Annotated in this window: 13 protein-coding genes; 5 read left to right on the forward strand and 8 right to left on the reverse strand. The window is 38.3% G+C overall.

Annotation, left to right across the window (positions count from 1 at the left end):
* The first annotated feature begins 11 nt into the window (after positions 1-11).
* Positions 12-908 (forward strand): alpha/beta hydrolase, encoded by an 897-nt coding sequence (locus tag OJ16_RS14990; RefSeq protein WP_040992056.1) that lies wholly within the window; start codon positions 12-14, stop codon positions 906-908.
* 291 nt (positions 909-1,199) lie between these two features.
* Here OJ16_RS14990 and OJ16_RS14995 read toward each other — a convergent pair whose 3' ends face one another.
* On the reverse strand, positions 1,200-1,640 hold the full coding sequence (locus OJ16_RS14995; protein WP_040992057.1) for a hypothetical protein: 441 nt from the start codon (positions 1,638-1,640) through the stop codon (positions 1,200-1,202).
* A 444-nt stretch (positions 1,641-2,084) separates the two neighbouring features.
* Positions 2,085-3,281, reverse strand: coding sequence for a tyrosine-type recombinase/integrase (locus OJ16_RS15000; protein ID WP_236688434.1), 1,197 nt, complete (start codon positions 3,279-3,281; stop codon positions 2,085-2,087).
* Between the two features lie 446 nt (positions 3,282-3,727).
* Between OJ16_RS15000 and OJ16_RS15005 the strand changes: the two genes are divergently transcribed.
* Entirely contained in the window at positions 3,728-4,249 is a 522-nt protein-coding gene (locus tag OJ16_RS15005; protein ID WP_040992058.1) for a hypothetical protein, read from the forward strand.
* Positions 4,246-4,875: a hypothetical protein gene (locus tag OJ16_RS19635; protein WP_052810371.1), complete on the forward strand. Its 630-nt coding sequence runs from the start codon at positions 4,246-4,248 to the stop codon at positions 4,873-4,875. Before OJ16_RS15005 ends, OJ16_RS19635 begins: the two co-directional genes overlap by 4 nt.
* Before the next feature lie 115 nt (positions 4,876-4,990).
* Here the strand turns inward: OJ16_RS19635 and OJ16_RS15015 are convergent, their stop codons facing one another.
* From OJ16_RS15015 to OJ16_RS15035, 5 genes are all read right to left on the reverse strand, one after another.
* Positions 4,991-6,691, reverse strand: coding sequence for a DUF262 domain-containing protein (locus OJ16_RS15015; protein ID WP_040992059.1), 1,701 nt, complete (start codon positions 6,689-6,691; stop codon positions 4,991-4,993).
* A 234-nt stretch (positions 6,692-6,925) separates the two neighbouring features.
* A complete protein-coding gene (locus tag OJ16_RS15020; RefSeq protein WP_040992060.1) occupies positions 6,926-7,183 on the reverse strand; it encodes a helix-turn-helix domain-containing protein in 258 nt (85 codons plus the stop codon).
* Between the two features lie 91 nt (positions 7,184-7,274).
* A complete protein-coding gene (locus OJ16_RS15025; protein WP_040992061.1) occupies positions 7,275-7,889 on the reverse strand; it encodes a recombinase family protein in 615 nt (204 codons plus the stop codon).
* A 138-nt stretch (positions 7,890-8,027) separates the two neighbouring features.
* A complete protein-coding gene (locus OJ16_RS15030; RefSeq protein ID WP_040992062.1) occupies positions 8,028-9,584 on the reverse strand; it encodes a hypothetical protein in 1,557 nt (518 codons plus the stop codon).
* Positions 9,585-9,686: 102 nt separating this feature from the next.
* Positions 9,687-10,754, reverse strand: coding sequence for a tyrosine-type recombinase/integrase (locus OJ16_RS15035; protein WP_040992063.1), 1,068 nt, complete (start codon positions 10,752-10,754; stop codon positions 9,687-9,689).
* A gap of 676 nt (positions 10,755-11,430) precedes the next feature.
* Between OJ16_RS15035 and OJ16_RS15040 the strand changes: the two genes are divergently transcribed.
* Both OJ16_RS15040 and OJ16_RS15045 read left to right on the forward strand, forming a co-directional pair.
* Entirely contained in the window at positions 11,431-11,820 is a 390-nt protein-coding gene (locus tag OJ16_RS15040; RefSeq protein WP_040992064.1) for a hypothetical protein, read from the forward strand.
* A gap of 1 nt (position 11,821) precedes the next feature.
* Complete coding sequence (locus OJ16_RS15045) at positions 11,822-12,202, forward strand: hypothetical protein (RefSeq protein WP_040992065.1); 381 nt, start codon at positions 11,822-11,824, stop codon at positions 12,200-12,202.
* A 369-nt stretch (positions 12,203-12,571) separates the two neighbouring features.
* Here the strand turns inward: OJ16_RS15045 and OJ16_RS15050 are convergent, their stop codons facing one another.
* Positions 12,572-15,274 carry an NB-ARC domain-containing protein gene (locus OJ16_RS15050; RefSeq protein ID WP_152613858.1) on the reverse strand — a complete coding sequence of 901 codons (2,703 nt, stop codon included), beginning with the start codon at positions 15,272-15,274 and terminating at the stop codon, positions 12,572-12,574.
* Positions 15,275-15,409: the final 135 nt, after the last annotated feature.

A 15,409-nucleotide genomic window follows, 5' to 3' on the forward strand; every position in this document is an offset into this window, starting at 1 on the left:
AGAGGTTCACAATGAAAAAGATAACAAAATTGCTGATGCTTTCATTTGTTGGATTATCGGCAGCCAATGCCAATGCCAATGCTAATGCGGTGTACACAGTAGAAAAGGACATCTTGTTTAAGACGGTAAAAGCACGAACGATCAAGCTTGATCTCTACCTTCCCAAAACAGAAGCAAAGGTTGATGGAAAATATCCGTTGCTCGTTTGGGTACATGGCGGTGCATGGAAGCGAGGCACTAAAGACGATATCCCGACTAAAAACCCGTTGTTGCTTAATTCTGTTTTAAGTGAAGGTTATGCGTTGGCTGCGGTCGATTATCGTTTAAGTGGCGAAGCAACCTTCCCAAAACCAGTCGCGGATATTAATGATGCCATTAACTACCTTCATGACCATGCTAACAAGTACAATCTTGCCGCCGATAACGTGGTTATGATGGGGCGTTCAGCTGGTGGTCATTTAGCGGGATTGGTCGGAGCAAGCAATACGCACGGTGACATTAGCTTTTACTCCGAACCTAAGTATCGAGTGGCTGGCGTGGTGAGCTTTTTTGGCCCGACGGACCTGCTGGAGCTGGGCAACAAAGGAAACAGACCGACCAGTAAAAAGTCGTCGGTATCTCGCTTCTTAGGTGATATTCCTAGTGAAGTACCAGAGTTAGCGGCACAAGCTTCAACGACCAGCTATATAAACAGTGATGCTCCTCCTTACATTCAGTTCCATGGAACCGTAGATAAGCGAGTGCCTTTAGCGCAAAGCCAGATCCTCAAACAGACTTTAGACAAATACGGTATTGAGAATCAGCTGTTTATCGAGGAAGGTGTTGGTCATAGTGCTCCAATTTTTGATACCGATAAGTATGTACCGTATGTGATTGCGTTTTTAAAGCGACATTATCCAATCAAATAATCCCTACTTTTGTGGCGTTACAACGCGCTAGAAAGCATTCATTGAGCAATTTAAAGCCAAGTTGAACACTCAAGTTAAACTTGGCTTTTTTTCATAGTGCGCGTTCGTAACAATATTGTGTTTATTCATAACTGATCTGATCCAGTTATACAGATTACTAGAGCAGATTAAAGTTGCCATACTTTAAATAATTCATGCTTTACTAAATTAGATAAATCGCAACACGTTTCTGTCCAAAAGTGGGTTACAAGCGATCTTGTAACCCTGCACACTTACCTGTAATTTGAATGGTTAAATCAGCCCCAATACCTTAAGGCACTCATCATTGATCCCTGAAGTATGCTTAATCGAGAAATCTTTCAGCGTAAATATTGCAGATTTAGCTCTCTGAACGTCACGCAATTCACGATCATCAACCAAGCATACCGTGAAGTCTTCCGTGTTTTTTGCTTGGCTTGCATATATGCATATTTCAATGCGATTATCCCCTAAAGTCAAAACAGATTCTGACCTAGAAAAATGCATCTGACTATAGTGCCCGAACCTCGAAATTTGTACGTAAAACGCTATCTCAGCTGTATTTTTAGGGATGGCAAAGGGAGTGCCGCATTTTAAGCAAACACATGACAAGCACTCGCTGCCCAGTTGGACTCGAACGCCTTTAAGTACTAGTCCATTCAGATACTTATCACGGACCTCTGATGCAAAGTATTGGTAGACTTCATATGGCATACATACGTCTTCAGAAGCATCATTCTGCTCAAGCCAGTTGTCTAACGTGTAGCTATCTAAACTAATGTCGGTTTTAAATTGTTCAAGATCACCTAAAGTTCGATTTATCAGTTGCTGTGAATAGCCTTCTTCAATAAAGGCATCAATAGTGAGATAAGGGTGCGAATAAAGAGTATGAATAGCGTAGTCGATTAGCCCGATTTGTTTTTCTCTAACACCAAGCTCAAAAAATCAGGATAAGTCTAAACTGTCAATATAAGATGCACCATCAATGAACGTGGTGATCAAATCTTTGCGGATTCGGTTAGATAAGCGCATCATAAGATTTCCTCCAAATTGATTTCAAATGCAGCAACAATTTCAAGTAACTTATCTATGCGATGTTTTTTCCCGTAACGTCCATATGTCATATTGGGATTAGTATGCCCCACGACTTCAGCCACACTATGCCACTACATTCTCTTTCAACTCATCGATAAAGGTATGGCGCAAGCTGTAAGCTGTAGGGCGTGCTCCCGCACGCATTCCTAACTTAGTTTGCAACTTGCCGAACTGCTGGCGATACGTTTTAGTCCAATCTTTGTCTCTTCCGAGCGGCTTGTAGTTGAATAAAGGTGAGTGTTTGTGAGTTTTGCGCGACTCGTAAAACTGTAAAAAGCTCTCACGCAACTGTGGGTGTAAGGGGATTGTGCGCACCGCATGTTTGTTCTTTAAATGTTGATCTTTAGATAGGTCGGTTACTTTAATACACGGAATACGCATCTGCCATACAATGTCTTTGACGTATATCTGACATACCTCTCCAGTTCGAAAACCATGAAACAGTTGTAACTTAGTAACCCACTGGAAATCTTCTGTTTGTCGCATATATTCGGCACTTCGAAACAGCCTAATCAACTCAGACTCAGTCCAGCGTTCTCGTCGCTCTGAAGCATGCAGCTTACTTTTAAACTTTGGATTTATCCCCTGAGCTGGATTATCTGAGTTGAAACCTTTTGCTTTAAGCCAAGCAAAATACTGTTTAACCGACGCGAAATAACCTTGGTTTGATTTTGCCGAGCGTTTCTCACTAATTAAGTGATCAACATAAGCTAGTAAGTCAGCACTGGTTACTGTGTTTTGACCCAAGCCCTTACGAGCAAGGAACTGCATACAATGATTAATTCGCTGCTCTAGCTGGTGTACAGCGAGTTTGGTAATTCCTTGCTTATGTTTACTTTCCACAAACAACGCAAGAGAATCATCAAAAGAAGTGGGCTTACAACGATTTGCGGTATTTCGATGTTCAAAAGCATCGTTTATTAATGATTCAGCTACAGAATGCTCGTCAACAAGCTCTACCGCTTTATATTGCGGATGTTCATATGACGCTGAACCACTAACAAATGAAAGGCGGATACAATTGATATTTTGATCGAGAGCTGATTTGAAGAGATCAAATTTAGGGGGACGCGAGGTATCTAGCCTAGTAATGGCGGAGCGAAGGTAGTTAGCTACTATGAAGTTACGAGCAATCGCTTCTGAGCGTTCTTTGGTGCTTAAGCTGACTTTGATGTCGAATGGATAACCAAATTGTCTTAATGACTTGGGGATGCAAATGCGGGTTTGATAGACGCCGTTGGGCGCTTTTTGTAGGTACATTGTCTCACCTCATTGGATTAGAAGTGATTTGCAGTACTACAGAATACAAAAAGCCCTTGAAAATCAAGGGCTTGGACGTATAAATTAGTGGCGGAGAGATAGGGATTTGAAAACTATCTACACTGAAACCTATAAAAATCAAAGTCTTTGACTCTATGGGGGTTTTTCCGTTGAAATTAGAAAAGCCTAGCGTCCATCTATGTTTCACATTAGATAATACCCAACTACAGCCCATTTACAAGATTAACCACTGAGATTTTTTCACAGCCACTATATCTCTTTATGAAACAAATAGATTAAAATCGCATGCTGCTACCTGTAACACACTATCCATAGCAGCATTATCAGTAATGAAATCTTGCTAGATTCTTTTGCGATGATCATCTTCACATAGCGAAACGAGATTACTAGGGCTACACCTAGGTTCAGTAAAGGTTAAGACACAAATGAGTGAACTCGAAAGAAAAAAAGAAGCTTTGCGTAAAAAATCGTTGGGCGAACTAGGTGAATTATTTGCAGTAAAAGCTTTGGTTGATGCTCGATACGATAGAGTCCGTAACCTCAATGACGACAAAATGAACTTCCCATTTGCAGACCTATACGGTGAATTCAACGGTGAAAAACAAGTCATCAGCATTAAGGCTAGAAATAAATATCAAACGAATGGAAAGATAAATAGCTCTTACAATTTAGGGAACAATTGCTATGCAAAAGCCCAAAAAGCAGAAGAAGCATATGGAGCAAAGGCATATTGGATGGCTATTCAGTTTGATAAAACGACATACAGCATTTACTTCGGTGCATTATCTGACCTAGCAGACCGAAATTCTATCCCTTTGGCTGCATGCGAAGATGGCAGTCTTGGCAAGTGCCTAGTTAAAGACAAAAAACACTATTTTGATTTTGACTTTTTCAGCAATATAAAACCTAGTCAAACAACTTCAACTTCTAGTGAAGGTCAAAAATGAACTTTAAAGAGCTAATGCAGATAAAACCTAAACAGTGGGGACTACGAGGAGATCCGCATCTATGGGACGAGATTTCTGAGCATCTTCAACACGAAGAAGTACCTAAAGATCAAAAAGACATAGAAGCTATTATTGTAAGATGCATCGAAGATATTACAGGCTGTTCAATTGAAAATACATCAGAGGTATTTGTTGAACGTTACTCACAAGGAGGTATGTCTTCAGGAGTAGTATCAATTGATTTCTGGCTCAACAAAGCTCTTCCTTTCCTTATTGAAAATTACTTGCATAATCTACAAGAGAGCTGTTTTAGAAACATGTCATTTGATATTACTACAATGTATGAAGCTTTAAATGACAGTGTTCGAATTAACAGAAGTAACGACTCTATTAAAATTGAAGTTCTATCTATTGATTGGAGTAACCCTGATAGCCCTATAACATCCTGGTCAGTTTACAAACAATTACCATTAGATTGTAAGTTAAACGTGGAAGTAAACACACTATTAAGAAGTAAATATTTTGGTTACTGTGAATCTTGCAATTCTTATAAAATCATAGGACATATGGATAGCAAGAAGATGTGTCAGTGCTGCGCTAGCTTACACCTTGGGAAAATCTACTAAAAATTATAACTTTCACTCTGCAAGAGTCACTTTCACCAATGCGATAATATATTAAAATGCCACTTAACATCTATAAGTGGCACTTAATTATATGGTTATATTTCCATAATTGAGACTATTGTAGCTCTAACAAACTAGCGATTTTCTTAGAAAGATGCACTTCTCGATTTGGAATAAGCTTCTCTGGATAGTCGTAAATTAAATAGTTTCCATCATCAGTATAAAGCGGGTTAACTGGCAAAATATTCATCTCTAAAAACTCGTCACCATAATTATCTGAATTCCATAGCATTTTAGGATGTCTGTTACTTTTCTTCTGATTATCTTTACTAGGCAACAATTGAATATTTCCGATATTATTAATGAACACCAGTGGATTGTCACTTTTTGAAAATATATGGTCAAGATGATATGCCGTATCTCGATCTATTCCTTTAAAATATGAACCACGGACTAAATATAGCAATAAAGAAATTGTTGAGTTGTCTTTAGAATACTCTAAATTACTCAAAAATGACATGATATCAGACTCGTTATAAAACGCATATTTGCCGTGCTTAACACCATCTTTTAAAAGACCAGCTAATGGAAAAGCCAAACTATCTGCGTTGCTTTCTAAAATAGTTTTCCTTGTATCTGCAATGGCTGAATCTGATTGACCACCAAACACACCATTAATCAGTGACATAAGTAGCCAACGTCTAGCAAGCTCCAAATTTTGAGCGACATCTTTTGTTTCTGAAGTGATATCAACATTATTTTTCATCAACCAAAGAAGAACAGGAATGACAGCATTTGTTGATTTTAGTAAGCCTGCTTTTGCAAGTCCCCAACGCTCAATAAGAGTACAGACATCAAAGATGGATTTTCGGTAATGGATCCACTGATTTTCAAGTCTTTTAATTAAATCAGCATCTAACGATTTCAGAATATTAGATGTACTTGATGGTAAAAGGTTACCTTTCTCATCTTTTGATACACATAGGAAAATTTTCAAAATTGATTTAGTGCTGAACGGTTTTGATTTATTGAATTTTTTATTCAGTTCACTAACTAATGTTTTTACTTCATTTTTAGCATCAATTGTATCCCATGATGTAGAAAGGTAAGCCATTATTAGATCTGTCATATCCAAGCTCTTGCCAGAAGAATTTGATACAACAAAAATATCTACAGCATCGCCCATAGTTTCAGCTTTACACTCACCGTAGCAAAAAGCTTCATCGACCCAAATTCTAGAATAGAGATTATTAATATTTTTATGCCAGTTAAGCGTCAATGATATATTATTGATCGAAACATATTCTTCAAATAAATCTCTAGTCTTCCATTTCATGATGTCATGACATGGAATATAGTTATCTCCATCAACACTATCAGCAATAACAAATGGAAGTTTGCTTTTATTTGATGGTTCAACATCCATGTTGAAGAACATTTTTTCACGTTCTTCTTTCTTACTCTCCCAATAACCATTTAGAGCGATATTCATAGTAGTCAATCGTTGCTGACCATCCAGAACCAAAGTGATATCTTGCCCTTCTTGTACAGGCATTTCATATAGATGATTAGACTCAGTTTTTGCAAATGGTATTTTATACACTCGGTTTGCGCCAAGCTTTCTATCACCACTTGATTTGGTTTCCCAAAGTAATGATGTTCCAATAGGAAAACCTTTATAGATAGAATTAAACAGCTTTATTGCGTCAGATTTTTCCCACACATAAGGACGCTGCATTGCAGGTAGAAGATAAGAGTTATCGTATGCGGACGCACGAAGGACAGCCTGACCCAGAGACGTAGTTTTGTATGCCATATTAATTATTTAAATAAATCTTAGGTATTTAATTAGACGCGCATTTTATATTAACACCATTATATTTTGATATATTTATTTTCGAATTTATTGGAAATATCAATTTAATTGCGTGATATTTGAACACTTCCAGTGAATACATATTTATATAGAGTTATGTGACACCCACTACCCATAGAGCGCCCGCAATTTATGCAATAAGCCACACCGCACAATAATCGCAACTGTAGTGAACTACCAATCCAACTTAGAAATTTCGTGCTTGTAGTTCTCTCCCTTAGCCAGCATCGGCAGAAGGTGAAGTTCTAATTGATAGACTCTAGCCAGACGTAGCAGGGTTTCGATGGTGCAAGATGCTGGGTCATTTTCGATTTTAGATATCGTTGCTTGCCTTAGTCCGCTTAACTCTGAAGCCTGCTTTTGTGTCAATCCACTGTTTTGTCTCGCTTCTCGCATCCAGTTTGCTAACGCTGATGGATCACTAACGTACATCTTCTCTCTTCCTTTTACCCAGTAATTCAAATCCTCATATACTCTCCAGCGTATATTTTCCATTTATACGCTAGAGAGTATATTTCAGCGATCAGTGTTGAGCAGACAGGTACTTATAGTAAGTTGCTCTACCTACGCCTTGCGCTTTACATGCAGCACTGACGGTTTCACCGTCAGATACAAGCAAATGCACCGTTCGGCACTTTTGTGCGGTCTCTGCGTTAACAGGTCGTCCTTTATAACGCCCTTCCCTCTTTGCTTTCGCAATACCTTGCTGAGCACGCTTCTGGCGCGTTTCGTAATCATCACGAGCCATAGCTGCACCGAGATCCAACATGAAGTTTGTTAACGCTTGCTGAATTGCCGAGACTGACACGTCAGCATTGGAGAGAGATTGGTGGGTCATAGGCTGGTCGAGAACAACAATAGATATCCCTTTAGCCTTAATCCGCCCTTTCAGCGTTTCCCAAACTTGGAATGGCAAGCGTGTTAATCTGTCCATTTTTTCAATCAATAGAACATCACCATCTTCAGAGTCTTCAATCAACCGATCTAATTCAGGACGTTCGGCTGCTGTACCAGAGATGTTCTCTTGATAGAAAGAAGCAATCTGTAGATTTTTGGATTTAACGAATTCTCGTAACTCTTGCTTAGCACGAGAGGAGTCCTGCTCATTGGTCGAGGCTCTTAAATAAGCTCTTATCATTTTGTATTTCCCTAAAATAGCGTTTTGTCTACTTTAAACCGTCTACGAAATAGTGTCTATTTTAAACTGTTTTTTAAATGGGGATTTGTGAGGAGTGACCTGTCTCTTTTAGGTATGGTTAAAAAAGACAGGTTTTAGTTATGAAAGTTCGTTCTCTGAAATGGAAGCTCGAAAGACTTTCTCCGCTTTCTCACTGGTCATTAGAGATTGAGCAGAAAGTGCTAGTGGCTGCAAAAAACCTGGTAGGTTTTCATTGAGGTTGTCGAGAAACATACTGGTGAACTTTTCAACCAATGCAGGTCTCTTGTTTGCTTTCATCACTAGCCGCATAAAACTAGCTTCAACCAACGCCACTATCGTTGTTTTAACTTTCGCAGTGACCTCTGCCAACTGACTCCTCATGAGTACCAGAGCAGCTTTAACTTGCGTAAGCTCCTGAGCTTTGGCGTTGATTTCGGTATCCAAGAAAGAGAGCTTGTCGTTTCTCTGTTTTGTCTCAATATCAAATCGAACCAACTCTTCAGCATGTTTCATTTGCACCATGAGTAACGCATCTTGCTTCTTCGCTAATTGATTCTCTGTCGCAGACAGTAATTGCTGAATCTTAGCTAACGCCTTTCGTTCGTTTGCGACTTCTTCTTTAACCATACTCTCAAGGTTAAAGCTGCGTTGTGCCTTGGGCAGCGTCGATTGAATATTCATGGCTCTACGCTGCTGTGAACGTCGCTCAACTTCAGGGCAAAATTCTGCCGATATACCGAGGCTATTCAGATAGCGAGCATTCACAAACGAATAAAACATCCTATCAAATTCAAATTGAGAGTTAGATACCTGCCAGCCTTGTAGCTTTCCGTCAAAAGGCAGTAACTCAGTCCTATGTACAGGGCCGAACGAACGTTGAAATTTCGCTGTTTCTATACGCTGCTGTTTTAGTAAATCACGTTTCTTGGTTTGTTCATTTAGCGTAGAGACGTACACATGACAATGAGCACCAGTATTCGTATTAAGTAACCTTTCGTCATGATGACTTAAGACTAGGGGTACATCATAGTCGGGAAAATATTCCTCATAGAACGCCGTTACCATGTCGGAGTATTGTTCCAACGCAATAACACCCGTATCAATTTTCCATCGATGTGGAATTTTGAAAACGACCTCTTGTAGATACGCCTGATTCGATCTTGGTTCAGATCCACATAGCTCATTATGTAAATCAAAATACTCAGTGAGCATTTTCATTCGCTGTTTGTGCCTCGCCATTGGCGGCGGATTTTCATTTAGGCTTCTCCACCAGCTTGGTGGAATAGCATCGCCATTGCTTACATTGAGCCATCGCTGCATTAAATCAGCGGCACGGTTATTTGCTCGCTTTCTTTCTGATGCTATCGATTCCTTTAGTTTACGTTTCGATTCAGCTCTTTTCTTTAGCTTTACTTCGCGGTTTGCTACACGAGGTTCAGGCAAAAGGTTTATCAAAATGTCTTTTCTTTCCTCAAGATTGAGTTGCTCCAATTGTTCTGTCTTGCCGTAACGTGTAATAAGATTATGATGAGCAAACTGGCTACGCCATTCGAGCGTTTTCACTTGCTGAAAAGGGATACGCAAAGAGTGTGCAAGTGAGTTATTTAACGCTTTTCTATCTGCTTGGCTATACGTAAAATTAGCGACACTAAAAAACAAATGAATGCTGTTCATAGCGACTCCTTGTAACGCATATCCTTCGCTCGATTCCGAATTCACCATTGTTGATAAACAGGTCTTCAATGTATGGGCCTTTTGAGTAATTAGAGCTGTTCATCATGCAACCTTCTCAAACGAGCTAGCGTTCGTTGCGCTGTTGGTTTTCTTATTAAAATGCAGATCTAATATCTTTGTTTGATCGGTTCCATCTTCGACGATCCATTCAGCGTAAATCTTATCAACCATTTCGGTATCAGCGTGCCCCATCGTCTTCGCTAACCAATCTTTGTTCACTCCTGCTGTCAGAGCATGGCTGGCAAACGTATGGCGCATTTGCGATATGCCACGAGCCTCGATAGATTCACAATATGTTTTCAGATGTAATTTATCTGCTTGCTTCATGAATCTTGTCCAAAATTTCTGAGTGTAAGTCTTTACATCCTTGAAGTGGTTTCCGTTCTGATCCGTAAATAGAAAAACACCATTCTCTTTTTTACGGCTCTTCCCATCTCTTCCCTTACGTTCAATAGTAACCAGCTTGTTAGCCTCGGCGTTGCTAAGCTGCTTACGAAGAATAACGCCTAATTTTTCATTGATCTGAATCTTTCGTTCTGACCCCTTAGTCTTAGTACACTTAAACTCCTCCAAAACCATCGCATTTTGCACCCGTAGAATATTACTCTTTAGATCCACATCCGATACCCTTAGCGCAATCGCCTCTGAGGGACGGCATCCGCTATACGCCATCGTTAATGCGAGCAATTTCCCGTCTTCAAATTGAGCTTGAGTATTCTCTATGGTTCTTAGCTCTTGCAGTGTGAATGGGCGAGCTGAATCATACTCACTGATTACCTTATTCCTGATGCCTGTCATCGGCGATTTAGGCATATTTCCGTTATTTACGGCAATATTAAATACCGCTCTGAGCAAACGAAAATACTCATTGATCGTTTTATTTACATACTGTTTTTCATCTTCAACATAAGCGATCCACTCAATGATATCGACATGATTTATCTCCGCGATATCGTACTCACCGAAGTATCCGTTTAGCTGGTTCAGTTTTGAATTATCGGCATTTCTTGTCGATTTTTGATGGGAGTTTCGAACACTCAATTTGAATAGATCAACAAAGTCGGAGAACGTGATTAAACGTCGTTTTGATTTTAGTTTTTGATTTAACACGGATTGATTCTCGTTAGTGGTTTTGAGAGCACACTAGCTAGCGAAAACCCTCATGTAAACCAGAAAAACTCACGAAAATCAGGCAGTTGAAAAAAGCCTATAATTTATCAAACGGATCCGTACTTAGAACTTTTTAGTGCGTATCTAGTGGTTGTTATAACCAATTTTTAGAAACTTCAAATTTGCATATATAAATGAAATGTTTAGATAAACCTAGCCAGTTAGCACAAGCAACTAGAGCTTTTTAATTAACATTCGCGAGTTAATATCGAAATTAAAAACCATCACAGGTGCATGTCTAAACTGGCACTCAATGTGCCAAGAATGTCAGATGATGTGTCAACGTTGGCAGTTAATGTGCCAAAGTTGGCAGAAGAACTGCCAACACAAACAATAGTGATGCAGTAGCATGCAACTCGACGCGCTCTTGTTGTTTCTGATTAGATATAGATTACGACCAGGGTAATGAATAAATCATTGAAAACTAAGGATATTTAGCAAAAAATAACTCTTGACCTAGATTTATTGCTCATATAGATTCCTCATCAAATGCAGTCGAATTATCTGATCTAACATAGATGAATTGACCAATTAATAAACAATAAAAAACAATTTCACTTCGTAATGAAGGTGTAAGGAGAGTGCATATTAATTAATACTTAAAAAGGAATACCTTGTGAAAAAACAAACGTTAACTATTCTCCCTGGCCTCCCTGCCATAGGAAAAGAAGCATATGCATCAAACAGGGATGCAGTTCTAATCGAAGCTGAGCAATTCAACCCTCGCCTTATCAGATACGCACATGCATGGTGCCAGCTAAAAACCAAACGAAATTTAGCCTTAGGTCGAAATGTTGTTCTAATTAGTAGATTTATTAAACTTGGGGAAATTGAGTTCTATCAGAAACTTACTGACAGGATGGGCATTGAGTTAGAAGTCGATGTTGGGGTAATTGAACTAAGTGCCCAGGCTCAGAATCTTCATGGTGTACCACCAGCCACAATCCAAAGAATAGCAGGTCAATTTAGGCACTACCGATCTGCAACTCAGAATCAGGAGGCTTGAAATGAATATCATGAAAATTAAGGGGTTAATCGAAGCCCTTGAGCTAGCCCAAGTTCGAGCATCGGTACGAACCATGACTCCTGAAGAGGTCTATAGCAAACTTAAAGACCTTCAAACTAGGCTCGATGAAATCCTATACAAGAAAGACCAAGTGGGTCTCAAGGTTTGCGTAACCGTCTACACCAAAGTTGCTGCTAGTTATCAAGGCGCTCCTCAATCGACGTTTGTGCAACTGGAACGTGGAAAGAGCAATTGGAAGTTACTGAATGTCTATCGTGATAACGGTATTCCTACCGACCTTAGAGTACACAACTTGGCAGACTACAAAATCCAAGTTACTGATAAGCTTCACAACAGCATGCAGCGAATCATAACGGACTAGATCGAACCCAACACTAGCCTATTCATACGTGCCAGCATATAGCTTGGCACGTTGTTGTTTACGGCTCAGAAAGCAATCATTCAGTGGATATCTGACTTCTCATATTCACTGAATCTCTTTTGGATAATTGTGTGTCAGGGACTTTGCTAATTTAGTGATCTATGGATTAATAAACGTATAGGGGATGTTGATAAGCAAAAGGTGAGACGCGATCTCATTACTTTGTTATTAAACTGATTAAATAGAAGAGAGTTAGTGACTCTTCCAACTAGACAATTAATTAATCATATCAAGTATCGAAAAGTCACTTTTTAGAAGTTTTTGATTGAAAAAATGGATCAAAGTCTAAAGAATCAAACCTCTTTCCTTCTAGCTTTCAACGAGGTAGCAACTTAGAACATTTAGTGCATTTCTCCCTTGCACACGCGTAGCGTCTTTAACTGCAAGTTGCTCATTGGATGAAAGTTTAAGCCAATCATGCCAATCACAGTTTTCAAGTGAATCAAAGTGAACAAAATACTCTTCGTCTTTATCATCTCGAGAAAACAAGAAGTTAGTTCGATTACCTACTTTATTTTCAGCAAATCTGTGAATTTTCACCAGCGTATATTCTGGGTTAACATCATTGCGATTAATAGCATTTTTGTAATTAGGACTACTGTAAGACTGCCAATAATTTTTGCATGCAAATGGATTATTTGGAACAGAAATATTTGATAACTCTCTGGCAATCAACTTAATGTCTTCAGAAGACTTATTTCGAGATGTATCTACAATATCAACTAAATGCTTATCACAGAACTCTAGAAATTGGAGGCAACTGATCTTATCATATCGACAATTCTGTTCATACTTATAAAAATAAACCAACTCTTCAATAACTTTAAAGCCTTGCGTCGCAGATGCTAATGAGTAACCATCATTCCTATATATATCATCAAGTATTTTAGTTGCACTGTTGAATATACTAACTATTTGTGCGGTATCATTTTTATTTGTAGCTTCAATCTTTCGTTTATATGCACTTGCTCTATACGTTCCGAACAAAGAACTAAACTCTTCTTCGTCTTTCCATTTTTTTGTATATTCTAGGACGAAATCATAGTGCCCTATATATAAGTGACTTAAAAAATATCCCTGATATATAGAGTCATAAAAAGGAATGATATCATCTTCTGTTTTTACAGCTCTTATCTGGCTTACTAAGTTGTCATACATTTCAATTGATTTATCGAATTTCGATGTTTCAAAATAGTATCTAGCAATCATATACTTCGTTGTCATATCATCAGTCAATGCTATTGATTTTAAATACAACTTTTCCGCCTGTGAATACAATTGAAGAACTTCACAAACTTTAGCGTAAGATCTTAAGAACAGATAACTATCAGAGTAATGCTCTTCATTTTGACTAAATGAAGCGTAAAGCTCAGATAATTTTCCTTTATTTGCATTTTTTGCAAACCTAAACTTCACAAAGTCAGCCATGATTATTTTTAAACCTGACTCTATATCATTGGGTAGAAACTGTATATGCCAACATGGGAAGTTTGATGCCCTTTGATCTATATCGATCTGATGTAAAACATTTTGTTGCTGAATAAGCTTTGCTTGAATGTGCTCTCTAATGGCAATGCACTTAGGATTTATAATTAACAGGTCTTTAATGGAACCATTAATTTCGTAGGATTCTTTATCTTTATTTGGAGTTCTATTCAAAAGCGAAGTTCGAGATAATTCATTTATAGCTTCAGCTGCATAGTCTGTAGAAACACCTAACATTTCACAAATTAACTTTCTATTACAATCAGGCTTCGAAAAAACCAATTCAAGAATTTTTAGAGCATTCTCAGAAAGGGAGTCAATTAAATTGCTAAATGAAAAATTAGCTATATTAGACTTAGCCTTACCTATTGACTCTGGTAATTGATTTCCTGTCAAGTAAAGATCTAGCGTCATTTTTATTGCCAATGGGTTAAAATAACACTGATTCGCGATTTGAGTGTATTTATCTTGAGGGAGCTCGTCACCACCTTTATTTCTATTGTACATTCTAGCTAAATGAATTGCATTTCTCTCATTCAACTCTTGAAGTGAATATATATATGCATTTGTAATTGTAACTCTGCTAGTGACAATTACCTTCCACTCTCTAGGTAGCTTATCAATAAAGCTTTGAAATTCATCATCATTATCTCTTATGATCGTTTCAAGATTATCAATACAAATAAGGATGCGCTTATCACCGAAAGATTCTATAGCCTGTTCCAAATTATCAATGTACTCATCAAAGATAATCCCCAGCTGCTCCGCAATGTTTTGTTCCACTTTCTCAATTTCGTCAACCGCTTGAAGGTCTACAAATTTATCGTCTAACCATGTTTTTGTTTTCAACGTAACGTATGTAACCGCATCAAGCCAATTTGTGGTCTCAGACGAAGAAACTAGTTGCTTAAGTAAATCCAAAGCTAATGCAGTTTTACCAAATCCTCCAGGCGCAACAATGGCAGCTGTGTGAACTCTCTGGCTAGATAGCTTTTTCTTTAACTCATCTAGATCTCTATTACGCCCGATTAACCCTGTTATATCAGATTCAAATTTGTGGGGTAAGTTATTAGGAATATTCCATAAATATTTTTTATCCCACCCTTCAGGAGGTTCAGATATCGTCCCTTGCTCTGCAGAATAAAGTGTAGACTTAGGTTCTTTTATACCCAATGCTTCAAACGCAGGATCTGCGGCAAGAGCTGCTACTCGATACCAATAAACGTCTAAGAATGGTCTATTTGGATGGGCAATTGCGTTACGAACTTCAAACAAACAAAGATCATGAGATAACTTGTATAAGCGCTTCACCGAACTTTCTGACGGTGTGCCTATTGTGGCTTTAAGTACAAGTTGAAATATATCATCCAAATATGCTCTTTCTATAGCATCTTGTATATTGATGTCTTTCATGTTGTGGTGCGAAGCCGTGACAGCATGTTCATTATCAAAAATGTACTTTCCTAAAGCCTCTTCAATACAGAAAAGCAACATCGACGTTTTTCTTTTGGTAATAGTAATATCCATAGCCAACCCATTTATAAATCTTATAATTTCGATACTAAAACTACAAAAACTGATTAAACACAGTCAAATAATTTCATTTAAAGTTAAGAGTTTATAGTGTTTTGGATATAAAAAATAGCAGCACAAATACGTAAA

It is taken from the genome of Vibrio renipiscarius (assembly GCF_000827885.1).
GTDB lineage: Bacteria > Pseudomonadota > Gammaproteobacteria > Enterobacterales > Vibrionaceae > Vibrio > Vibrio renipiscarius.